The organism is Streptomyces sp. F001 (assembly GCF_004187715.1).
Taxonomy (GTDB): Bacteria; Actinomycetota; Actinomycetes; order Streptomycetales; family Streptomycetaceae; genus Streptomyces; species Streptomyces flavusporus.
Window position 1 is genome coordinate 119,164 of record NZ_QZWF01000014.1, and the last position, 23,037, is coordinate 142,200.

Here is a 23,037-nt window from a genome sequence, read left to right on the forward strand (position 1 = left end):
CGACGGAAGCTCTCAGGAGCGTCAGGACTGTCAGTCCACCACCGTGCTGCAATTCCCGGGGACACCCCCCGGACCCCCGGCCGGGGGTTGGTCAGCTCATGCCGGGCTTGTCAGTTCCGCCCCGTAGAATCACCTCGTGGCAGGACGGATCAACGACGAGGACGTGAAGGCGGTACGGGACGCGGTCCCGATCGACGCCGTGGTGTCCGAGTACCTCCAGCTGCGCAACGCGGGCGGCGGCAACCTCAAGGGGCTGTGCCCGTTCCACGACGAGAAGTCGCCGTCCTTCCAGGTCAGCCCGAGCAAGGGACTCTTCCACTGCTTCGGCTGCCAGGAGGGCGGCGACACCATCACGTTCGTGATGAAGGTCGACCACCTCTCCTTCTCGGAGGCGGTCGAGCGCCTCGCCGCCCAGGCCGGCATCACCCTGCGCTACGAGGAGGGCGGCTACAACCCCGCCCACCAGCGCGGCGAACGCATCCGCCTGGTCGAGGCCCACAAGATCGCCGCGGAGTGGTACGCGGAGCAGCTCGCCACCAGCCCCGAGGCGGAGACCGGCCGCCTCTTCCTCGCCGACCGCGGCTTCGACCAGGCCGCCGCCGTCCACTTCGGCGTCGGCTACAGCCCTCAGGGCTGGGACCATCTCACCCGCTATCTGCGCGGCAAGGGCTTCACCGACAAGGAACTGCTCCTCTCCGGCCTGGCCCAGGAGGGCCGCCGCGGCCCCATCGACCGCTTCCGCGGTCGCCTGATGTGGCCGATCCGCGACATCGGCGGCGAGGTGGTCGGTTTCGGTGCGCGCAAGCTGTACGAGGCGGACAACGGGCCGAAGTACCTCAACACCCCCGAAACCGCGCTCTACAAGAAGTCCCAGGTCCTCTACGGCATCGACCTCGCGAAGAAGGACATCGCCAAGACGTCCCGCGCGGTCGTGGTGGAGGGCTACACGGACGTCATGGCCTGCCACCTGGCCGGTGTCACGACCGCCATCGCGACCTGCGGTACGGCCTTCGGCGGCGACCACATCAAGATCCTCCGTCGGCTGCTGATGGACAACGGATCGGCCCGGGTGATCTTCACCTTCGACGGCGACGCGGCCGGCCAGAAGGCGGCGTTGCGGGCCTTCGAGGACGACCAGAAGTTCGCCGCCGAGACGTACATCGCGATCGCCCCCGACGGCATGGACCCCTGCGACCTGCGCCTGGCGAAGGGCGACGACGCGGTCGCCGACCTGGCCGAACCCCGTACCCCGCTCTTCGAGTTCGCCCTCCGCCAGATTGTCGGCCGCTACGACCTCGACACCCCTGCGGGCCGGGCCGCCGCGCTCGACGAGGCGGCCCCCGTCGTCGCCCGCATCAAGAACAGCGGCGCCCAGCACGAGGTCGCCGTCCAGCTCGCCGGCATGCTCGGCATCCTCGACACACAGTTCGTGGTCAAACGCGTGTCCCAGCTGGCGCGTTGGGCGCGCGACCGGGGCGGCAAGGGCCCGGCGCCCAGCGCCCCCCGGCAGTACGAGGCGGCGGCGGGCCGCCCGACGCCCGCCGGACCGGCCCTGAATCTGCGCAACCCGGTCTACGCCACCGAACGCGAACTCCTCAAACTCGCCCTCCAGCGCCCGGAGTTGGTCTCCCCGGCCTTCGACGCATACGGCGTCGACGAGTTCACCGCCCCGCCGTACGCCGCCGTACGCCAGGCCGTCCTGGACGCGGGCGGCGCCGAGTACGGCGTCCAGGACCCGCAGGAGTACCTGGTCCGCGTCCGCGAGGCGGCGCCCGACGACCGGGTCCGCGCCATGGTCACGGAACTCGCGGTCGAGGCGATCATGCGCCGCACGGTCGACGAGGTGTACGCCGGAGACCAGCTCGTCATGGTCCGCCGCCGCGCCGTCGACCGCCGCATCCAGGACATCCAGTCCGCCCTGACCCGCCTCGGCACGAACGGCGACCCGGCCCAACTGGCCGCTGTGCAGAACGAGTTGTGGGTGCTCCAGCAGTACGGCCAGGCGTTGCGGGAGCGGGGCGCCGCCGCCCTCTGAAGCCCGCCGCGCGGGTGCTGTCTCCGTCCGGTCACTGCCCGGACGCAAAAAGTCACCGCACGCCCCTCGTGGCGGAGATGTGTCTTACCCCACACTGGGTTCCGGTGCCTGAGTCCCCGGAGCGCGGCCGATCCGTCCCCCACGGGTCCCTTACCCCCGCGGTTCCCCTCATCGCGTACGGGACGGACAGCGGCGAGGCCGCCGACTCCGCCCCCCGAGCAGCGCTGCCGCACGCCTCAGCAGCGATCACCCTGGAGGTCGCCCCCGTGCAGACCCAGACCCTCATCCAGAACGACATCACCACGGACGGCGCGGAGCCGGACGCGGAGGCCGACATGCTCGTGGCCGTACCGCCGCAGAGCCGTGTCGCGCACCACCCGGAAACGGGCAAGAGGACGGAGGCAGAGGCGGAGGCGGAGGCCACGGTCACCCCCGCGGATCCCCCCACCGAAGCCGTCGAAGTCCCCGACTCCGAGCCCGAGCCCGTCGAGCCACCCGCCCCCGGTCGCATCGACACCGGCGGCCCCGCCGCGGACCTGTTCCGCCAGTACCTGCGCGAGATCGGCCGTATCCCGCTGCTCACCGCGGCCGAGGAGGTCGAACTCGCCCGCCGCGTCGAGGCCGGACTGTTCGCCGAGGAGAAGCTGGGCAGCGCCCCCGACCTGGACTCCCAGCTGGCCCTGGACCTCGACCGCCTGGTCGTCATGGGCCGCATGGCCAAGCGCCGCCTGATAGAGGCCAACCTGCGGCTCGTCGTCTCGGTCGCCAAGCGGTACGTCGGCCGCGGCCTGACCATGCTCGACCTCGTCCAGGAGGGAAACCTGGGCCTCATCCGCGCGGTGGAGAAGTTCGACTACGCCCGCGGCTACAAGTTCTCCACGTACGCCACCTGGTGGATCCGCCAGGCCATGTCCCGCGCCCTCGCCGACCAGGCCCGCACCATCCGCGTCCCGGTGCACGTCGTCGAGCTCATCAACCGCGTCGTACGCGTCCAGCGCCGCATGCTGCAGGAACGCGGCTACGAGCCGACCCCGGAAGAGGTCGCCGCCCACCTCGACCTCCCGCCCGAGCGGGTCGGCGAGGTCCTGCGGCTCGCCCAGGAACCGGTCTCCCTGCACGCCCCGGTGGGCGAGGAGGAGGACGTGGCCCTCGGCGACCTCATCGAGGACGGCGACGCGACCAGCCCGGTCGAGTCGGCGGCGTTCCTCCTCCTCAGGGAGCACCTGGAGGCGGTCCTGTCGACACTGGGCGAGCGCGAGCGCAAGGTCGTCCAACTCCGGTACGGGCTCGCGGACGGGCGCCCGCGCACCCTGGAGGAGATCGGCCGCATCTTCGGCGTGACGAGGGAGCGCATACGCCAGATCGAGTCGAAGACGCTCAACAAGCTGAGGGACCATGCCTTCGCGGACCAGCTCAGGGGCTACTTGGACTGAGGCAGGCGTTTTCGCCTCCGCCGCCCCTACCCATTCCCGACCTTGGGGGCTCCGCCCCCAAACCCCCGCTCCTCAAACGCCGGAGGGGCTGGATTCAGCCCGTCCGGCGTTTGAGGACGAGCGCGAAGCGCGATGAGCGGGGGTCTGGGGGCGGCAGCCCCCAGGTACGGGACGGGAAGGGGCGGAGGGGGCGACACCTCTAATCCACCTCAGCCACCGCCTCCGCGAACTGCGCCTTGTACAGCCGCGCATACGCCCCGTCGGCCGCCAACAACTCGCCGTGCGCGCCCTGTTCCACGATCGACCCGTTCTCCATGACGAGGATCGTGTCCGCATCCCGGATCGTCGACAACCGATGCGCGATGACGAACGACGTCCGCCCGTGCGCCAGCTTCGCCATCGCCTTCTGGATCAGCACCTCGGTCCGGGTGTCGACCGACGACGTCGCCTCGTCCAGCACCAGAATCACCGGATCGGACAGAAACGCCCGCGCAATGGTGATCAGCTGCTTCTCACCCGCACTGACCCCCGTCCCCTCGTCGTCGATCACGGTGTCGTACCCCTCCGGCAGCGTACGGATGAACCGGTCCGCATGGGCCGCCCGCGCCGCCTCCTCGATCTCCCCACGGGTGACCTTCCGCGCGGCGCCGTACGCGATGTTCTCGGCGATGGTGCCGCCGAACAGCCAGGTGTCCTGGAGCACCATGCCGATCCCGGACCGCAGTTCGTCCCGGGACATCGTCGCGATGTCGATCCCGTCGAGGGTGATGCGCCCGCCGGACACCTCGTAGAACCGCATGAGCAGATTGACCAGCGTCGTCTTGCCCGCTCCCGTCGGCCCGACGATGGCGACGGTGTGCCCGGGTTCCACCGTCAGCGACAGGTCCTCGATGAGCGGCTTCTCCGGGTCGTACCGGAAGGACACACCCTCCAGCGCCACCCGCCCGCGCAGCTGCTCCGGCCGCAGTCCCGGCACCGGATCCTCCGACTGCTCCTCGGCGTCGAGGAGTTCGAAGACGCGCTCGGCGGAGGCGACCCCGGACTGCACCAGGTTCGCCATCGACGCGAGCTGTGTCAGCGGCATCGAGAACTGCCGCGAGTACTGGATGAAGGCCTGCACGTCACCGATGGACAGGGAACCCGAGGCGACCCTCAACCCACCGACCACCGCGACCAGCACGTAGTTCAGGTTCGACACGAACATCATCAGCGGCTGCATGATCCCGCTGTTGAACTGCGCCTTGAACCCGGCCTCGTACAGCGCTTCGTTCTGCTCGGCGAACTGCTGCGCCGACTCCTCCTGCCGCCCGAACACCTTCACCAGGGTGTGCCCGGTGTACATCTCCTCGATGTGCGCGTTGAGCTTGCCGGTGGTGCGCCACTGCTGCACGAAGTGCGGCTGCGACCGCTTGCCGACGAACGTCGCGACGTACAGGGACAGCGGCACGGTCACCAGCGCGACCAGCGCCAGGATCCACGACACCCAGAACATCACCGCCAGCACACCGATGATGGTCAGCAGCGAGTTGATGAGCTGGCCCATCGACTGCTGGAGCGTCTGGCCGATGTTGTCGATGTCGTTGGTGGCCCGGGAGAGGACCTCGCCGCGCTGACGCTTGTCGAAGTACGACAGCGGCAGCCGCGACAGCTTCGTCTGCACGTCCTCGCGCATCCGGTACATCGTCCGGTTGACCGCCCGGTTCACCAGCCGGGTCGCCACCGCCATCAGCAGACCGGCGACCATGAACACGGTGAGCGCGAGCAGCAGGACGTTCCCGACCGCGGCGAAGTCGATGCCCTCGCCCGGCGTGAAGTCCGTACTGCGGAGCATGTCGGCGATGTCACCGTCGCCGCGCTCCCGCATCGCGGCCAGCACCTGCTCCTTGGTCTCCCCGGTCGGCATGTCCCGGCCGATGATGCCGGCGAAAACCAGGTCGGTGGCCTCGCCGAGGATCTTCGGCCCGACCACCGACAGACCCACGCTGACGACCACGCACACCAGCAGCGCGTAGATGGTCAGCCGCTCGGGCCGGAACCGGCCGACGAGCCGTCGGCCCGACACCTTGAAGTCGATCGTGCGGTTCTCGGGGCCGGTCCCGGCCATCATCCGCCCCATGGGCCCGGCCATCAGGCGGCCTCCGCTTCCGTCAGCTGGGAGAGCACGATCTCCCGGTAGGTCTCGTTGTCCGCCATCAGCTCGTGGTGCCGGCCGGTGCCGACCACCCGGCCCTCGTCGAGCACGACGATCCGGTCGGCGTCCCGGATGGTCGCCACCCGCTGGGCGACGATCACCACGGTCGCCTCCGCGGTCTCCCGGCCGAGTGCCGCGCGCAGCGCTGCGTCGGTGGCGTAGTCGAGGGCGGAGAAGGAGTCGTCGAAGAGGTAGATCTCCGGGCGCTGCACCAGGGTCCGCGCGATCGCCAGCCGCTGCCGCTGACCGCCGGAGACATTGGTGCCGCCCTGCGCGATGGGCGCGTCAAGGCCGCCCTCCAGCCGCTCCACGAAGGGTTTCGCCTGCGCGACCTCCAGCGCGTGCCACAACTCCTCGTCCGTCGCGTCCGGATTGCCGTAGCGCAGGTTCGTCGCCACGGTCCCCGCGAAGAGATACGGCTTCTGCGGCACCAGCCCGACCGTCCTGGCCAGCAGCTGCGGCTCGACGGTCCGTACGTCCACCCCGTCGACGAGCACCTCGCCGTCCGTCGCGTCGAACAGCCGCGGCACCAGCCCCAGCAGCGTCGACTTGCCGCTGCCGGTCGAGCCGATCACGGCGGTCGTCTCACCCGGCCACGCGAGAAGGTCGACGGCCTTCAGCACCGGCTCCTCGGCACCCGGGTAGCGGAACCCGGCCCCGCGGATCTCCAGATGGCCGTGGCGGCGCAGCTCCCGGACCGGGCTGCTCGGCGGGACCACACTCGACGACGTGTCGAGCACGTCCTGGATGCGCTCCGCGCACACCTCCGCGCGCGGCACCATCATGAACATGAAGGTGGCCATCATCACGGACATCACGATCTGCATGAGGTAGGCGAGATACGCGGTCAGGTCACCGATCTGCATCCCGCCGCTGTCGATCCGATGGGCCCCGAACCACACCACCGCGATCGACGACACGTTGACCACCGTCATGACGATCGGGAACATCAGCGCCAGCAGGTTGCCGGCGCCCAGCGACACCTCCGTCAGCTCGGCGTTCGCCTTCCGGAAGCGGTGCTGCTCGTACTCGTCCCGTACGAAGGCCCGGATCACCCGGTTGCCGGTGATCTGCTCGCGCAGCACCCGGTTCACCGTGTCCAGCCGCTCCTGCATGGACCGGAACAGCGGCCGCAGCCGCCGCACGATCAGCATCACGCAGATGCCCAGCACCGGCACGACGGCCACCAGTACCCCGGACAGCGGCACGTCCAGGCCGAGCGCCAGGACGATACCGCCCACACACATGATCGGCGCCGACACCATCAGCGTGAACGTCATCAGCACCAGCATCTGGACCTGCTGGACGTCGTTCGTGGTCCGGGTGATCAGCGAGGGGGCGCCGAAGTGGCCCACCTCTCGTGCGGAGAACGACTGCACCCGGTCGAAGATGCCGGCCCGCATGTCCCGGCCGAGCGCCGAGGCGGTGCGGGCGCCGTAGTACACGGCCCCGATGTTGCACACGACCTGTGCCAGCGAGATACCGATCATCAGGGCGCCGAAGGACAGGATGTAACCGGTGTCACCGTTCACGACACCGTTGTCGATGATGTCCGCGTTCAGGGTGGGCAGGTAGAGGGTGGCGCAGGTCTGCAGGAACTGCAGCACCACCAGGACGGTGATCGGTCTCTTGTAGGGCCTGAGACAGGTCCGCAGAAGTCGTATGAGCACGCTGGTCTCTCGGAGTCGGCGGTCGGGAGCGGATGGTTGCCCCTGGCCCCTATCGTCGGACACTCCACCCGCGTTACCTCAACTGATTAACCCGACAGGCGTGTGCTACGGGCGGAAGGCGCCCGGATGTGTCTGCTCGCGCACCGACACGAACTGCTGCCGCACCGCCTGCCCCACGGCCAGCTCCTCACCGGGCTCGAGCACCTGCGCCACCGCGCCCTGCCAGGCCGGCGGGGTGCGCGGGTCGAGGGTGCCCTGCGACACCCCCAGCGCCCAGGCCGCCTGCCGCGCGGCACCGATCGCCGCGTAGTCCGCGGGCTGCGGCACGACGACCTGCGCCCCGAACAGCGAGGGCGCCGCGGCCTGCACGGCGGGCAGCTCCGCGGCCGGCCCGAGCAGAAAGATCCGCCGCACCTCCACACCCCGGCCGCGCAGCACGTCCAGCGCGTCCGCGAGCCCGCACAGCATGCCCTCGAACGCCGCCCGCGCCAGGTGCTCCGCCTTCATCGACTCCCGCCGCAGCCCGGCCAGCGTCCCCGCGGTGTGCGGCAGCGCCGGCGTGCGCTCACCCTCCAGATACGGCAGGAGTACGAGCCCATGGGCGCCCGGCGTCGACTTCATCGCCAGGTCGGACAGACTCTCCAGGTCGGCAAGACCGAGCAGTTCGGCGGTGCCGCGCAGGGTCCGTACGGCGTTCAGGGTGGTCACGACCGGCAGATGCATGCCGGTGGCGTCGGCCAGCGACGTGATCATCCCGGTCTGGTCGTACAGGGCCTCGGGATGCACCGCCATCACGGACCCGGACGCGCCCAGCGACACCACCGCGTCGCCCAGCCCCAGCCCCAGCCCGAAGGCGGCGGCCATGGTCTCGCCGGTCCCGGCGGAGATCAACAGCCCCTCCGGCGTCGTACCGGCCGCGTCGGACGGCCCGATCACCTCGGGCAGCATGACCTGGTGACCGAGCGCCAGCTCGACCAGGTCGGGCCGGTAGGCGCCGGTGGCCGCGGACCAGTACCCCGTCCCGGAAGCCCCGCCACGGTCGGTGGTCCGGCGCACCGGCCGCCCCAGCAGCTGCCACACCAGCCAGTCGTGCGCCTGCATGAGCACGGCAGTGCGCAGCGCCGCCTCGGGCTCGTTCTTGGCGAGCCACCGCAGCTTGGTGACGGGCTGCGCGGCCTGCGGAACACACCCCACCGCCTGCGCCCACGCCTCGCGCCCGCCGAGCGTGTCGATCAGATCGGCCGCCGCGACCTGCGCCCGCTTGTCCCCGCCGACCATCGCCGGCCGTACGGTGCCGCCCTGCGTGTCCAGCGGCACGACCGCGTTCGCCTGCGCGGAGACGCCGATGGCCTGCACCCCTTCGAGCAGCCCACCACCGGCCGCCTCGCCCAGGGAGAGCAGCCAGGCCTGCGGATCCACATCGCTGGGCCGCCCACTGCCTTCAGGGCCCTCCACCGGATGCGGCGCATAGCCCTGCCGCAGCACGGCTCCCGTGTCCGCATCGCAGACGACGATACGAGTGAAATCAGGCGAACTGTCCAGCCCGGCGACTATCCCCATGGCTCAAATTCTGCCGTAGCGCAGCGCTTGCTTGAGCCATGGGCACCGTGGGGTGCCTGTGGTTTTTCGGGTGCGGGTTCGTTGTGGCTGGTCGCGCCCACGCGGCGGAGCCGCATATCGACACGGCCCCGCGCCCCTGAGTTGGCTGCAGCGCCCGGCACCGAGGAGGTGTCGCTATGTGTTGCTGGTGCCCCAGTCGTCCTCGGGGAAGCCGTTGGCGTGGCGGAGGCTGCGCACGCGCTGGGCGACGGAGTCGGGCATGTGGTCGCCGACCTTCTCGCTGACCGTGTGGTACGCCTTGCCCGCGAAGTGGCGGCCCTGTTGTGCTGCGGTCTCCGCGGTGTTGCGGACGGCGGGGTTCTGCGCGATCTGACGGGCGGACTTCTTCAGCTGCTCGTAGCGCTCACGCCCTGCGCGTGTGCCCAGCACGTAACCCACAGCGAGTCCGACGACGAACGTGAGCCGGTAACGCATGGCGGCCACCCTTCCCTTGCGTAGGTCCCTGGTACGGCGCCGGGCCGGGGGGAACCGATTGGCGGAGCACCCCCCTGCTTGCGCTAATGTATGTGTCGCAGCGAGCGCGCGCCCCCTGGCGAATACCCAGGTAGGTGCGTTCGATGCAACGAGGCATTCCTCCGTAGCTCAATTGGCAGAGCAGCCGGCTGTTAACCGGCAGGTTACTGGTTCGAGTCCAGTCGGGGGAGCTCGGTCCTCCGTAGCTCAATTGGCAGAGCAGCCGGCTGTTAACCGGCAGGTTACTGGTTCGAGTCCAGTCGGGGGAGCAGCCTGAACGAGGACCCCGCAGGGGTCCTTTTTCATGTCCGGTGGAACCGCCACGGTCAGGGCGGAGTCCTCAAGGTCATGCGAAGCCGACCATCCGGAGCAGGAGATCGTATGAGCGGCTATGCTGCGGCAGACGGCGCGCACACGTGTACGCGACACGCCGCTATGGGGCGGTAGCTCAGCCGGTTAGAGCAGCGGACTCATAATCCGTCGGCCGTGGGTTCGAGTCCCACCCGCCCCACCGCGTCAGCGGTGTGCAGGATCGTTTCTACCTGCGAAAACGCCTGAACGAGGGCTGCCACACGTGAGTGGCGGCCCTCGCTCACCCTCTCAGATCAAGATCCAGGGGCCCTGCAGGGGCCTGAGCAGACTCCTGAGACAGTCCTCGGTCCTGCTCGTCGGCCTCGGGGGCACCAGGAGCGACTGGAACCGGAGCCCGGCTTTCGGGGTCCATCCCGGTGCGGTGAGGCTGACTTCGGTCCACGGCAGGGCGCACATCTCGCCCCGGCGGGGACCGAGGAAGACGAAGGAATGCCGCAGGGGGCAGAGCCAGTCGTCCCGGACGAAGTCCAGGAAGGCGCCGGTCTGCTCGGGCGTCCAGACCATGACGGGGCCCGGCTTCTCGCCGGTTCGCTTCCAGTGCTCGACACGCTCTGGCGTTCACACCAGTGGCTTGGGCCGGCTGACGGTCGGCAGTTCGACGAGCCGTGCCCAGTTCCTGCTGAACGCCTCCTCACGCTTCATCCCCCAGGCGATGGCGGAGCGCGCCCAGGCCCAGGCTCGTCGCCGTACCGAAGACGGTCGCGAAGACGGCGAGCAGATCGATCACCTTGCCCTGCCAGGACACCGCCCGCCGCGCCCCGATGAGCGGCACGAACACGGCGCTGAGCCGATTGCCCCGGCCCTTGCGAAAGGTGGCGTACGCCAGCGCGAGCCACGATCCCGTAGATCGCCCACGGGGTGAGCGTCCAGTGGAAGAGCGAGTACTGCATGGCCGTTCGCGCGGCTTGAGCGGACTGGCTCTCCATACCGCTTGCCTCGAGGCTGCCGGATGCTGTGCGTCGTGCGTGTGTATGTTGGCGTTGTATCCTGACTATGTACATCGCGTATTCGGAGGTGCCGGCCGAGATGTCGGTGACGCAGATCGATCTGGATGACGAGGCACTCGCCGAGGCGATGCGCCTCATGGGCTCCACCACGAAGAAGGAGACCGTCAACGCGGCCCTGCGGGACTATGTGGCGCGCGTAAAGCGGCTGGAAGCCGCCGAGAAGCTGGCCGCGCGGGGCGAGCGCGGCGAGTTCGAGGCCGCCGCGGCTGCGCACGAGGCCGTCAAGCGCGCGCGGCGGGCGGCCTTTGAGTGATCACCTACCTGCTCGACACCTCTGCTCTGTGGCACCTCTTCCGCGCGCCGGGGGCGCTGCGGCCCTGGGAGGGGCACATCGCCGCCGGCGTGTTCCACATCTGTGAGCCCACGCGCACCGAGTTCCTCTACTCCGCCACCAGCCCGGCCCACCGTGACGAACTTGCCGAGGAACTGGACGCCCTGTGCCGGCCGTCACCGGTCCCGAAGAACGCGTGGCGCTGGGTCGACACCGCGCAGTACAAACTCACGCAGCGAGGTCAGCACCGAGCCGCGGGCGCCATCGATCTCCTCGTCTGCGCGACTGCGGTCCACCACGGCCACACCGTGCTCCACGTGGACAACGACTTCGCCGCCGTGGCGGCAGTCCTCAAAGAGGTTGAGCAACGCGACGTACGGTCGTGAAGTGACCCACCCCGACGTCCGCGCTGCCGGCTGTGCTCCTGGGGCTGTGACGGCGCTCGTCCGACGGCACTCGCCCGCCCGTGCGCACCCGGGCTGCACAGCCCGAGGCGTACGGCGCGCCGTGGCTCAGTGTGAAGGTACGGCCATGGTTGCCGCGAGGGAGTATGCGTCGGGGAAAATGCCGGGACGATGGCGTCGCAGCCCGCCGAGCCCGACCGCTTCGAGTCCACCGAGCCCGGCTGCTGCGCGGACGCGCGCTGGGGTGATCCCTCAACTTTCTGGCCGCCGTACGGTAGTTGAACGAGCGGCGCGACGAGCGCCTGGACCTCGCCGCCGTGGTACGGCTGCTGCTGCGGTACGGGGTGCTGCGGCGGGTCGCGGGGACGCCTACGTCAGCTGGGCGGGGGACGTGCTGTACGACGTGGAGCGCCGCGTTCTCGCCGCCCGCACCTACCGGGGGCGATGGCCGACCGCAGCCGCTTCGCACCCGCCGGACGGTTGCGTGGCAGCTCACGGCTCTCCGCGGCCGGAGACCGGGCGGGCCGCGTGCCGGGCCGTGGGGTCGGCCACGAGGTTGCGCGGGTCGGCGGCGCGGTTGATCGCCGACTCGACGGCGGCGATCCGGTCGGCGAGCAGGCCCAGAGCGGCGACCGCGCGGGCGAGCGCAGCGAGATGGGGGTCCCCCCGGCCGAAGGCTGGGGGATGGTCGTCCTCCGGGCCACCGAGGGCCTGGGTGCGGACGTAGGCGGTCTTCACATCGGCCCAGCGCGCCGCCTGTTCATCAGTCAGCGTGCCGCGCAGCTCCGCCAGCTTCAGCAGGTTGGCCTCGGCGCCGGTGGTGAGGGTCTGGGCCTCGGCCGAGTAGTGGTCGTCGATGACGGCGGCGAGTTCGGCGTCGTTCATGACCGGCTGGATGCGCTGGGTGATCTTGTTCATGTTGCGGTACGAGCCCTGCAGCTGGAAGGGCGGCTCGGTGCGGGTGTCGTCCGTCTGCGCGGCGGAGGTGATGTACGCGGCGTTCACGGCGAGGATCGTCGTACGGGCCGTCAGCAGATGACGCAGCACAGCCAGGGCGCGCTCCAGCTCGGCGGGCGGGTAAGGGTGGGCGAGCCGGTCGGCGCGGGCTGTGGGATCGCCCTCGGCGAGGCGGACGAACAGGTCGAGGTCGGCGCGGCCGCGGACGGCGAGCGGGGCGAGGACCGGGTTGGCGGTGAGGGCGTTCTCGATGAAGCTGAGCGCGAAGGCGTCCTCCTTGCCGGTCAGGACGTCGCCGAGGTTCCACACGTCGGCGCGGTTGGCGAGCATGTCGGGGACGCGGAACCGGCTGCCGGACTCGGTGTAGGGGTTGCCCGCCATGCAGACCGCGAACCGCTTGCCACGCAGGTCGTAGGTGCGCGGCTCACCGTCCCGGACTCCGTCGATGCGGCGGGTGGTGTCGCAGAGCGGGATGAACTTCTGCAGCAGCTCCGGAGAGGTGTGCTGGATGTCGTCCAGGTACAGCAGGACGTTGTTGCCCGCCTCCAGCGCGAAGTTGATCTTCTCGATCTCCTGTCGGGCGGTGGCGTTCGGGGCCTCGGCCGGGTCGAGCGAGGTGACGGCGTGGCCGAGCGCGGGGCCGCTGACCTTGACCAGGAGCATGCCGAGGCGGTCGGCGACGTACTCCATGAGCGTGGTCTTGCCGTAGCCCGGCGGGGAGATGAGCAGCAGCAGGCCGCCGGTGTCGGTGCGCCTGGAGTCGCCCGTGGTGCCGAGCTGCCCGGCGAGGCTGTCGCCGATCAGCGGCAGGTACACCTCGTCCACGAGCCGGTTGCGGACGAACGTGGACATCACCCGGGGGCGGTACTCCTCCAGGCGGAGCCGGGACCGCTCGGTGCTCAGCAGGGCGGTGCGGCGGCGCTGGTAGGCGCGGTGGGCGGGCACGTCGTGGGTGCGGAACGCGCGGGTACGGGCGAGGAGTTCGTCGATGCGGAGCGTGAGCGTACGGGCGGTGATGCGCGGATGGGTGCCGAGCAGCCCCTCGACGGTCTCGGTCAGGGGCGCGTCGTACTCGTAGCGGGTCAGGCCCGGGCAGAGCTCGGCGGCCACCGCCTCGGCAAGGTCGCCGGACAGGATGTCCGGGTCGGTGGACGCGGCGTACGACGAGAGCCATGCCTCGACCAGCTGCCTGCGGGCGGCCAGGTCGCCGAGGGCGGCAAGGTCGTCGTCGTACGCGGATGTCCCCACCGTGCGGCGGAACTTGTCGAGCAGGGTGCGGACGCCGGAGCTGAGGACGAAGCCGTCCGGGCCGCTGGTCAGCTCCTCGAAGAGGTACGCGGCGGCGGCATCCGATCCGTCCCCGCCGATCGCCTCCGCCAACTCACGCTCGAGGTCGGCGATCGCTGGTGCCGGGCCGAACGTGTCCCGGGCGCGGGCCAGCGACGCCGCGCGTCGGGTCCAGCTCGTGCGTGCCTCGGCCGTCGTGCCGTGCGCCCAGAACAGTTGGGCGGTGGCACGGGCGGCCGGCTTGTGCCGCAGCAGGCCCGAAGACTCGTGCAGGCGCAGGAGCGCCCGGAGGATCAGCACGGCGTCGTGGTCGTGGACGCCGCGCTCGTAGCCCTCGTCGTACGCCGTCTCCGCGGCCTGCCGTACGAGGTCCGGCAGGCCGGCATCCGCGAGGGCCGTCGGGCCGTGCTCGTCCAGCAGCCGGGCGGCGAGGTGTTCGGCCCGGTAGACCTCGGGCGACTCCGACGGCAGGGGGTGGTTCCAGTACGGGCGGGTGGCGGCGAAGTCCGGGTCGGTCACCGGCGAGCGGTAGTCGGTGCCGGTCAGCGCGAAGGCGAGGCCGTCGCTGTGCGGGACCAGGGTGAGGTCGAGAGGCTGGGTGTTGACGGCGAAGCGGTGGGCGCCCAGGCGCAGGGTGCGGCCGTCGTCGGCGTACAGGTCGGTGCGGTCGCGCAGGGCGCGGAGGGCCTCCTGGCGGGCGGCCTTGAGGCGGCCGTCCAGCTCCTCCGCCCGGACCTGGTCGCCGAGTGCGCGCAGTTCGTCGGCGATGCGACGGACCTTGGAGGGCATCGGGTCGGAGGTGAAGTATGTGGTGACGGCATCGGTGTCGGCGAGTGTGCCCGCGCGGCGGCTGACCGTCCGCAGCACGCGGGACGCCGAGTCGGCGAGACGCTCGGCGCGCCGGGCACGTGCGTCGGCGAGGGTCTGCCTGCGCGTGGAGAACGCCTCGTGGACCTCGTCGCGTTTGTCCGCGAGCTCGCCGAGGAAGTCGTCGAACTCGGCGAACCGGGACTCCAGGTTCTCTACCTGCACCAGCATGCGGGCGAGGTGCTCGTCGCACGCCTCTGGGCTGTCGGCGGCCGCGAGCGCGCCGGTGACCGCCTGGCCGAGCAGCGCGAACTCGGCGGCGAAGGCGGCCCGCCCCTCGCGGCCCTGGAGTTCGTGGCGGCGGGTGTCCAGGGTCGCGCGGGCGCGGTTGACGCCGCCGAGCACTTCGGCGATCCGCTCCAGGACGGAGGTGCGGACGGTGGCGTCGCCGGTGTCGAGCCCGGCGACGACCTCGGTCACCGTGCGCAGCCCGTCGGTGAGTTCGTCGAGGCGGGCGGCGACGGGCGCGGCCTCCGCGACGGTGGCGACCGCCTCTGCGTCCACGAGGAGCCGTTCGACGTCCGCGTGGTGCTCGGCGAAGGCGTCCTCACGGGCCAGGTGGGCGACGGCCCGCTGCCCGAAGGAGGCGAGGTCGGCCTCGACATCGGTGGCGAGTTCGTCGATGCGTGCGGTGTCCGTGTACCGCATGTCCTTGAGCGTGAGCAAGTGGCCCTGGGCATATCGGAGTTCGGTCAGTCCCGCCACCCAAGCGGCGGCGCTGCGCGGGACTTCGCCGCGCAGGCGTCGTACCACCCCCGCGGCCCGCGCGGTGGCCTCGCCGAGCGCGTCGGTGGCCTGCCGGGTGAGCCTCTGGACGGTCTCGAACTCGGCCAGTACCTGCTCGACAGTGGCGCGCAGCTGGTCCAACGGGCCCAGCAGGTCGCCGAGTTCGCTGTCGTCCAGCCAGTGGTAGGAGTCGGCGGCCCGGACGCAGGCGGCGGCCAGCGCCTCGTACACTTCGGTCGTCGGGGTGGTCTCGGCGACGGCACGCGTGATGGACAGGCAGTCGGAGATGCCGCGGACGAGGTCCGCGTTGCCGACGCGGGCAAGCGGTCCGGTGCCGACCGGCTGAGCGGCGGCGTGGGTGTCGGAGACGTACGGGGAGCGCCACAGCTGGACCGGGTGCACACGCTGCGGCTCATCGCCGTCGGCGCGCAGCACCAGCAGGCCGCCGTCGTCGAAGAGCGCCCAGCCGTGGCAGGGGAGCGGGGTGGCGACCTCCTTGCGGATCATGTTGTACGGCAGCAGCAGGCTGCGGCCCTCCACACGCGCGTGGAAGGCGTACAACACGTCCTCCCCGTTGGGAGAGCGCACCTCGCGCTCGAACTCCAGGTCGGCGGTGTCGAGGTCGTACGTCTTGTGCGTGCCGGTGGCCAGGCAGTAGCCGCCGGGAAAAACGATGCCCTGGTCGTCGGGGAGGCGGCGGCAAGCCTTTCCGATGCCGTCGAGGCGGACGACGGTCCTGGTGAGCGTGTTGAACACCAGATACCGGTGGGCGTCCTCCTTGTAGGGGCGGATACGCAGCAGGATCAGGGCGCCCACGCGCGCGTGCGCGATGTCCGCGTCGGCGAGGGACTGCAGCGGCTCGTCGACCGGCTCGGCGTAGATGCCCTCGCCCGTCTCGGTGTTGTCCTCCACCTTGACGGTCAGCGTGCCGGCGACCGTCTCGACGAAGACCTCGCCCTCGACGGAGACGTGCGGGTGGCGACCGAGGACGTGGTCCTCGCGGGTCGTCTCGGTCCACTCGAAGTCGTGGGACGGCGGGAAGACGTGATCGCGCTCGCCGCGCGCGTCGAGGAAGCGGACCTGACCGTCGTCGGACAGCGTCCAGCGCAGGACGCGGATGTCCTCGGCCTTCTCGCCCGTCCGGAAGACGGCCAGCAGCTTTCCGTCGACGCGGCGGAGCTGGAGCAGGTGGGCCTGGCGGTAGTAGCGGTAGAGGGCCGCGAGCTCCCGTACGAAGGCAGGGTCGTCGAGCAGGCCGGGGACCGCGTCCTCGGGCAGCCTGTTCAGGTCGCGGTCGTGCAGCGCGAAGACGTCGCCGACGGTCGTCTCGGACCCCTGGCCGAGGAGGACGTTGTGGCCGAAGAGCAGCGCGTCACCGACGGAGACGATGTCGCGGGGCACGCAGTTGTGCTCGGTGCGCAGCCGCTCGGTGCCGGTGAGTTCGAGCCGCATCGAGCCGAACTCCTCGGTGCGGCGCGTGTTGAGCGCCTCGGCGCGGCGGGCGAGTTCGGCGGCCTGCGCGGTGAGCCGGTCGCGCAGCACCTCGTACGTGCCGGTGTCGAGTGCCTGCTGCGTACCGGTGTCCAGGCCGGTTGCCATGGTCGGGCTTCCCTTCGCGTTCGATGCAGTTCACGAGAGAGGGGTACGGAGCTGCCGTCTCCTGCGCGGCAGCTCCGTACCCGGGGTGGGTGATCAGGCCCTGACGCTGCCGTTGAGTTCGGTCAGCGGCAGATCGGCCAGGCCCAGTTCGCCCGCCCGGTCCATGAGCTGCTGAAGCCGGCCGGAGTTGGCCCCGCCGGTCTTCATCAGCTTCATCAGCAGCGCGGAGACGGTCAGGTTCTGCACGTCGGCCGTCGACACCGAGCCGAGGACGCGGCTGAGGTCGTCGGTGAAGCTGGAGGTGCCGTCCAGCCAGGGCTTCGCCAGCGCCTGGGCCGTCTCGGAGTGCTGGACGAACCCGTCCACGCCCTTGCCGAGCGCGATCGACGACACCAGCCGGTCGAAGAAGACCGACTCGCCTCCGACGATGTTGATGTCGGCGTTCTCCAGCCCGGTCGCCAGCACCGTGGCCTGTGCCTCGGCGACCTGCCGCTGCACGTCCAGCCCGGCGAGCCGGATGTCCTTCTCCGCCTCCAGGCGCAACCGGTACTCCTCGTGTGCGCGGGACGCCTCGTCGAGCGCGGCCATCGCGGCGGCCTTCTCGGTCAGGCCGGCCGCCTCCGCCTTGAGCTTCTCGCCGATGGCCTGCGCCGCGGCGTGCGCCTGGGCCCGGGCGCCCTCCGCCTCGGCCCGCATCCGCGCCTCGGTGGTCTCGGCCTCGGCACGGCCCGCCTTCTCGATGACCTCGGCCTCCTTGTCGCGGACCTGAACGGCCGCGAGCCCTTCTGCCGCCGCCTCGGCCTGCACGCCCTCGGCCAGCCGCAGCTTGGCCTGCGCGTCGAGGTCGGCGCACTTCAACCGGGCCTCGGCGAGGGAGAGTTCCTCGGCAGCGCGGTGCACGGCGGCCTGCTCCGCGGCCTCGGCCGCCTTGATGTCCTTGACCAGCTGCTCCTGCGCCTCCGCCTCGGCGGCGATGATCACGGCCTGCCGCTGCCGCTCCGCCTCCTCCACGGCGCGCAGCCTCTTGATGGACTCCTCCTGCTCCGCGACCGTACGGTCCACGGCCACGCGCTCCCGGACGACCTCGGCGATGTCCCGCTTCTCCGCCTCGACCTCCTTCTCGGCGGCGATCCGCGTCAGCTCCGTCTCCCGGTCGCGCGCGATGACTTCGAGGAGCCGGTCCTTCTCGATGCGCTCGTTCTCGATGGCGATGACCCGCTCACGGTTCTTCGCGGCGACGGCGACCTCGCGAGCCTGGTTCTCTCGCTGCACCCCGAGCTGCTCCTCGGTCTTGAGGAAGGCGCCCTGCGCACGCAGCCGCTCCTCCTCCACCACCCGCGCGGTCTCGGCCTCCTCGCGGGCCCGCACGGTCTCGATCTCCCGCTTCTGCTTGATCTCGGCGTCGGCCTGGCGGCGCTCCAGCTCCAGGATGGCCTCGCGCGCATCGACGTTCTGCCGGGTGATCTCCTTCTCCTCGCTGCGCTGGGCCTCGTTGGTGCGCACGTGCTCCACGGCCGTCAGCTCGGTGATCTTCCGGATGCCCTGGGCATCGAGGACGTTGGCCGGGTCGAGCTGGGTCAGCGGCGTCTGCTCCAGGTAGTCGATCGCCGCGTCCTCCAGGTGGTAGCCGTTGAGGTCGACGCCGATGACCTCGATGATCCGGTACCGCAGCTCCTCGCGCTTGGTGTACAGGTCGGTGAAGTCCATCTGCTTGCCGACGGTCTTCAGCGCCTCGGAGAACTTCGCGTGGAACAGCTCCTGGAGCGTGTTGCGGTCGCTGGCCGGCGCGGTGCCGACGGCCTGGGCGACCTTGATGACGTCGTCGACGGTCTTGTTGACCTTCACGAAGAACGTGATCCGGATGTCGGCACGGATGTTGTCCCGGCAGATCAGGCCTTCCTTGCCGGCCCGGGTGATCTCGATGGTCTTCACCGAGATGTCCATCACCTCGGCCTTGTGCAGCACGGGCAGCACGATCTGCCCGGTGAAGGTGACGTCGACCTTCCGCATCTTGGAGACGATCAGCGCCTTGCCCTGCTCCACCTTGCGGAACAGCCGGGAGAAGACGAACACGACAGTGAGCGCGACGAGCAGGCCGACGGCGACGAGCACGCCGATGCCCACGGTGATGGCATCCATGACATACGTCCTTCAGGCGTAAGGGAACTGAAGCGTGAGGGAGGGGGCTCGACGACGAGGCGGTTCGGTCCCCCGGCGAAGGTGCGATTCAGGCGGCGCGATCGCGCAGCTCGAGCGCCACGTCGTACGGCGAGGCCAGGCCGGGCTCGCCGGCCTCGTGGCAGGCACGCGGCAGAGCCGTGCTGCCGCTGACGAGGACCTCGGTCTCGGCGGGCCGTGACGGCCCGGGTTCATCGGGGAAGAGGCGGTGCAACGGCCGTACGAATACGCAGGTCAGCCGCCAGGCGACGAGCAGCGCCCAGACGGGCGCCGTGATCCTCAGCAGGCCTCCGAGTACGCCCGAGGCCGCGAAGGCGTCCAACAGGATCGCAGCGCCGAGACCGAGCAACCAGGCGAACACAGTCAGCAGCGAGAACGCGACCGCGACCGGCGCCCCGCCCATGCCCCAGGCGTCGAGATCCGCGTCCCGGTCGAAACTGTCGGGCTCAGCGGCGCCCACGGCGACCAGCAGCCAGAAGCACCCGACGACGACGAGGGCGGCCGTGAACAGAAGGGCGGGGAAGCCGGTAGCCGCTTCGAGAAACCCCCGCATGCTCAACTCACCCCCGATATGCCCGATTCCGTGGACCACTGAAGGAGCGTTGGGCCCCGGTGCGGCACACCTTCCGGTGTCCGGCACCGGGACCGTCCTCAGTGCTCCCCCGCCACTCATCCTGCCTGCACGATGGGCCCGCCCGCACTGCCGGATCCCGGCAGTGTTCGCCAAGGCCCGGATGCCGGTTCCTGTTAAGGATGCGTCATCGTCGCGTCAAGAGACCGGGGGAGTCCAGGGTTCGTGCCCTGCGGATGAGTCGCCCTGGACCGGCCGGGGCCGCGGATCGTTTCGGGCCGGTGCCCGCCATCGCGACACCGGCCGCACGCTGTGCCCTGGGGCAAAGGGCGCCCGCCGCGAACCGGGCGGTGGACTTGCGCGGCGCACCACCAGCCCGGGTCTGCCACTCTTGTCCATCGTGCGTCAGGAAAACGCCAGCAGAGCGTCAAGAACAAGGAGGACGGGTGACGGGGCGCGAAATACCCGACGAGTATCTGGAGGGCTATGCCCGGATACTGGCCGAGGCGAGCAGCACAGGCCGCCGCCTCACGCGGGATGAGTTGGAGTCCCTGCGGGCCCGGGGAGAGCGCGCCGCCGAGGCCGGCCTCGGGCTGCGGGCCCTTGTCCGTCGGCACCTGTCCGCGACCCGCGAGAGCTTGGCGACCCTCTCCTCCGCGGAAGCCGATCGCGTGCTCGCCGTCGTCCAGCAGGCGATCGACGCCTTCGCCGAAGGACACGAACGGGCACAGAGGCTTGCCGTACGGCAGGAGGAAGCTGTGCGCCGGGAGTTCATCGACGACCTTCTCTACGGCCGCAGTGACCTCGGCCGCCTGGCCGAACGTGCCGAACGCTTCGGGCTGCTCCTTTCCCGGGCTCACGCGGTTGCCGTCGCCCAGGGCGGCAAGCCGGTGGAGGACACGCATCCGGCCACCCGGCAGGTGGAGAGCGCCCTGATCAGTAGATTCGGCGAGCGGCGGATCCTGCTCACCACCAAGGACGGGCGGCTGATCTGCATCGCCCCCGGAGACCAGGACGATGTGCTGGCGTTCTTCGCCAAGCAGGCGTACGCGGCGACCGAAGGGGGGCAGGTCGCCATCGGACGCCCCCACCCGGGAGCCGGTGGAGTCGTCCACTCCTACGAAGAAGCCCTCAACTCCCTTGACCTCGCCGACCGGCTGCAGCTCCACGAGCCGGTGCTCCACGCCGCCGATCTCCTCGTCTACCCCGTCCTGACCCGTGACCGGCAGGCCATGGCCGACCTCGTACGCAACACTCTGGGCCCGCTGCAGAGCGCCCGCGGAGGCCCGCAGCCGTTCATCGACACGTTGACCGCGTACTTCGACTCCGGCTGCATCGCGGCCGAAGCGGCACGCCGCCTGAACCTGAGCGTGCGCGCCTTCACCTATCGCCTGGAGCGCATCCACAAACTCACCGGTGCCAACCCGGCCGACTCCGTCCACCGCTACACCCTGCAGACCGCCGTGATCGGCGCCCGGCTCCTGGGCTGGCCGGACAACGAAGTGTGACCCGGCGGAGCCGGACCAGGGGGCCCCTGGTCCGGCTCAGGCGAGGGCGAAGTAGCGCAGTCACACAGAGCCGAGAGCGATGGCCACGGTGACGGCGGTGACGACCAGGCCGTACATGGTGAACTGCCAGAAGGAGATGGGCCGGCGGTTGCGTGACACTCCTCGCGATCGCGCACTCCTCCGTGTGCGGGGGACGTGAGGGAAGCCGCGCCCGGCCGCGGCGATGGTGGTCAACAGCGTTCAGGTTCTGGACAGCCTCGGTGCCGGGCCATGCACGGTCACGCTGCCCGTGGCGGACTCGGCGAGCCGGCCGATCTGCAAGGTCGGTGGGAGAGATGGATGGAAGGGAACGCGTCATGAACTGCTTCGACTGCCTCGCTCTGGAGCGCGTTTCCACCGCAGTGGCCATCTGCCGCTCCTGCGGTGCCGCTCTCTGCTCGGAGCGTGTACAGAATGAAACGAAAACGATCACACAACTCGTGGGCATGGGAAAGGCCACCCATGAGCCTGCAGCACGAGAACTCCTGTGCGGGGTCTGCTCTCGTGCCGTGCACGAGGGCTGATGGGCGCGGTGGCAGACGCGTCGACCAGCGCAACGCGTGCACAGCATGGTCGGGCCGGGGCCCTGGTCGGTGCCCCGTCCCGCTGTCGCCGGTCATGCCCGGCCGACGGTGTCCTGGCCGTCCAGGGACTCGTGATGAACGGCCCCCGGGGCGGGCGCGTGACGCCGGTGGGTGAGGCGGCTGGCGAGGGGCTCGGTGTAGCGGGCGGTGAGCGGGCCCAGGAGGACCAGGAGCAGGACGTAGGCGGTGGCCAGCGGGCCGAGGGAGGGCTCGATGCCGGCGGTGACGGCGAGCCCGGCGATGACGATGGAGAACTCGCCGCGGGCGACCAGCGTGCCGCCCGTCCGCCAGCGGCCCTTGCGGGCGATGCCCACCCGCCTGGCGGCCCAGTAGCCGGTGGCGATCTTCGTCAGCGTGGTGATGGCGGCCAGGGCGAGGGCGGGCAGCAGGACGGGCGGGATGCTCGCCGGGTCGGTGTTGAGACCGAAGAAGACGAAGAAGACAGCGGCGAACAGGTCCCGCAGCGGGGCGAGCAGACTGTGCGCGCCCTCGGCGACCTCGCCGGACAGCGCGATGCCGACCAGGAAGGCGCCCACGGCTGCGGACACCTGCACCTGCTGGGCGAGTCCGGCGACCACGAGGGTCAGGCCGAGGACGACCAGCAGTAGTTTCTCCGGGTCGTCGCTGGAGACGAAGCGGGAGATGTGGCGGCCGTAGCGCACCGCGAGGACGAGCACGAGGGCGGCGGCGCCGAGCGCGATGGCCAGGGTGACGCTGCCGGCCGCCAGGCCGACGCCGGCCAGCAGGGCGGTGAGGATGGGCAGGTAGACGGCCATGGAGAGGTCTTCGAGGACCAGGATGCTCAGGACGACCGGGGTCTCGCGGTTGCCGAGCCGGCCCAGGTCGCCGAGGATCTTGGCGATGACGCCGGACGAGGAGATCCATGTGACGCCCGCCAGGACGACGGCGGCGACCGGGCCCCAGCCGAGCAGCAGGGCCAGGCCGGCGCCGGGCAGGGCGTTCAGGACGGCGTCGACCAGCCCGGCGGGGTAGTGCGCCTTGAGGTTGGAGACCAGGTCGCTGGCCGTGTACTCCAGACCGAGCATGAGCAGCAGCAGGATGACACCGATCTCGGCGCCGACGGCGATGAACTCCTCGCTGGCGCCCAGCGGGAGCAGTCCGCCCTTGCCGAAGGCGAGCCCGGCCAACAGGTACAGCGGTATCGGCGAGATCCGCAGCCGCCCGGCGAACCGGCCGAGCACTCCCAGGGCGAGGATGATCGCCCCGAACTCGATCAGGAACACCGCTGAGGAGTGCACGGCCGT

At 70.6% G+C, this 23,037-nt stretch carries 15 protein-coding genes, 3 tRNA genes and 1 pseudogene; 9 read left to right on the forward strand and 10 right to left on the reverse strand.

All coding sequences use genetic code 11. The features are described 5' to 3' along the window. Nucleotides 1-136: 136 nt before the first annotated feature. Both dnaG and StrepF001_RS33400 read left to right on the forward strand, forming a co-directional pair. Complete coding sequence (gene dnaG / locus StrepF001_RS33395; protein WP_129801918.1) at nt 137-2,035, forward strand: DNA primase; 1,899 nt, start codon at nt 137-139, stop codon at nt 2,033-2,035. 104 nt (nt 2,036-2,139) lie between these two features. Continuing rightward, nucleotides 2,140-3,468 carry an RNA polymerase sigma factor gene (locus tag StrepF001_RS33400; RefSeq protein ID WP_129801919.1) on the forward strand — a complete coding sequence of 443 codons (1,329 nt, stop codon included), beginning with the start codon at nt 2,140-2,142 and terminating at the stop codon, nt 3,466-3,468. A gap of 199 nt (nt 3,469-3,667) precedes the next feature. On the opposite strand, the gene StrepF001_RS33405 is transcribed toward StrepF001_RS33400, so the two are convergent. The 4 genes from StrepF001_RS33405 to StrepF001_RS33420 form a co-directional block, all read right to left on the reverse strand. Then, the gene (locus StrepF001_RS33405; RefSeq protein ID WP_129801920.1) at nt 3,668-5,596 is read right to left on the reverse strand and encodes an ABC transporter ATP-binding protein; all 1,929 of its coding nucleotides are present in this window, start codon (nt 5,594-5,596) and stop codon (nt 3,668-3,670) included. After that, entirely contained in the window at nt 5,596-7,329 is a 1,734-nt protein-coding gene (locus StrepF001_RS33410; protein ID WP_129801921.1) for an ABC transporter ATP-binding protein, read from the reverse strand. The genes StrepF001_RS33405 and StrepF001_RS33410 overlap by 1 nt, the downstream gene beginning before the upstream one ends. Nucleotides 7,330-7,434: 105 nt before the next feature. Continuing rightward, nucleotides 7,435-8,889: an FGGY family carbohydrate kinase gene (locus StrepF001_RS33415; protein WP_129801922.1), complete on the reverse strand. Its 1,455-nt coding sequence runs from the start codon at nt 8,887-8,889 to the stop codon at nt 7,435-7,437. A 174-nt stretch (nt 8,890-9,063) separates the two neighbouring features. Further along, the gene (locus StrepF001_RS33420; RefSeq protein ID WP_129801923.1) at nt 9,064-9,363 is read right to left on the reverse strand and encodes a YtxH domain-containing protein; all 300 of its coding nucleotides are present in this window, start codon (nt 9,361-9,363) and stop codon (nt 9,064-9,066) included. A gap of 157 nt (nt 9,364-9,520) precedes the next feature. On the opposite strand from StrepF001_RS33420, the gene StrepF001_RS33425 reads away from it, so the two are divergent. The 3 genes from StrepF001_RS33425 to StrepF001_RS33435 all read left to right on the forward strand — a co-directional run bounded on the left by StrepF001_RS33425 (nt 9,521) and on the right by StrepF001_RS33435 (nt 9,913). Beyond that, nucleotides 9,521-9,593: transfer RNA gene (locus StrepF001_RS33425), tRNA-Asn, on the forward strand. Nucleotides 9,594-9,598: 5 nt separating this feature from the next. Next, nucleotides 9,599-9,671: transfer RNA gene (locus StrepF001_RS33430), tRNA-Asn, on the forward strand. Between the two features lie 168 nt (nt 9,672-9,839). After that, nucleotides 9,840-9,913: transfer RNA gene (locus StrepF001_RS33435), tRNA-Ile, on the forward strand. Between the two features lie 89 nt (nt 9,914-10,002). On the opposite strand, the gene StrepF001_RS33440 is transcribed toward StrepF001_RS33435, so the two are convergent. Together StrepF001_RS33440 and StrepF001_RS33445 are read right to left on the reverse strand one after the other, a co-directional pair. Next, on the reverse strand, nt 10,003-10,278 hold the full coding sequence (locus StrepF001_RS33440; protein ID WP_129801924.1) for a hypothetical protein: 276 nt from the start codon (nt 10,276-10,278) through the stop codon (nt 10,003-10,005). A gap of 151 nt (nt 10,279-10,429) precedes the next feature. After that, nucleotides 10,430-10,709: pseudogene (locus tag StrepF001_RS33445) on the reverse strand (BCCT family transporter); the annotation flags it as partial. Between the two features lie 91 nt (nt 10,710-10,800). Here StrepF001_RS33445 and StrepF001_RS33450 point away from each other — a divergent pair. Both StrepF001_RS33450 and StrepF001_RS33455 read left to right on the forward strand, forming a co-directional pair. Next, complete coding sequence (locus tag StrepF001_RS33450) at nt 10,801-11,034, forward strand: type II toxin-antitoxin system VapB family antitoxin (protein ID WP_129801956.1); 234 nt, start codon at nt 10,801-10,803, stop codon at nt 11,032-11,034. Next, nucleotides 11,031-11,438 (forward strand): PIN domain nuclease, encoded by a 408-nt coding sequence (locus tag StrepF001_RS33455; protein ID WP_129801925.1) that lies wholly within the window; start codon nt 11,031-11,033, stop codon nt 11,436-11,438. Before StrepF001_RS33450 ends, StrepF001_RS33455 begins: the two co-directional genes overlap by 4 nt. A gap of 510 nt (nt 11,439-11,948) precedes the next feature. Here the strand turns inward: StrepF001_RS33455 and StrepF001_RS33465 are convergent. The 3 genes from StrepF001_RS33465 to StrepF001_RS33475 all read right to left on the reverse strand — a co-directional run bounded on the left by StrepF001_RS33465 (nt 11,949) and on the right by StrepF001_RS33475 (nt 19,623). After that, nucleotides 11,949-16,892 carry a DNA repair ATPase gene (locus tag StrepF001_RS33465; RefSeq protein WP_129801926.1) on the reverse strand — a complete coding sequence of 1,648 codons (4,944 nt, stop codon included), beginning with the start codon at nt 16,890-16,892 and terminating at the stop codon, nt 11,949-11,951. A 93-nt stretch (nt 16,893-16,985) separates the two neighbouring features. Further along, complete coding sequence (locus StrepF001_RS33470) at nt 16,986-19,031, reverse strand: flotillin family protein (RefSeq protein WP_129801927.1); 2,046 nt, start codon at nt 19,029-19,031, stop codon at nt 16,986-16,988. An 88-nt stretch (nt 19,032-19,119) separates the two neighbouring features. Then, a complete protein-coding gene (locus tag StrepF001_RS33475) occupies nt 19,120-19,623 on the reverse strand; it encodes a hypothetical protein (RefSeq protein WP_206307011.1) in 504 nt (167 codons plus the stop codon). Between the two features lie 464 nt (nt 19,624-20,087). Here StrepF001_RS33475 and StrepF001_RS33480 point away from each other — a divergent pair, with 464 nt between their 5' ends. Together StrepF001_RS33480 and StrepF001_RS33485 are read left to right on the forward strand one after the other, a co-directional pair. After that, nucleotides 20,088-21,149: a helix-turn-helix domain-containing protein gene (locus StrepF001_RS33480; RefSeq protein WP_129801928.1), complete on the forward strand. Its 1,062-nt coding sequence runs from the start codon at nt 20,088-20,090 to the stop codon at nt 21,147-21,149. Nucleotides 21,150-21,505: 356 nt separating this feature from the next. Then, a complete protein-coding gene (locus StrepF001_RS33485) occupies nt 21,506-21,712 on the forward strand; it encodes a DUF2180 family protein (RefSeq protein ID WP_129801929.1) in 207 nt (68 codons plus the stop codon). A gap of 92 nt (nt 21,713-21,804) precedes the next feature. Here StrepF001_RS33485 and StrepF001_RS33490 read toward each other — a convergent pair whose 3' ends face one another. Beyond that, entirely contained in the window at nt 21,805-23,031 is a 1,227-nt protein-coding gene (locus StrepF001_RS33490; protein ID WP_129801930.1) for a cation:proton antiporter, read from the reverse strand. Nucleotides 23,032-23,037: the final 6 nt, after the last annotated feature.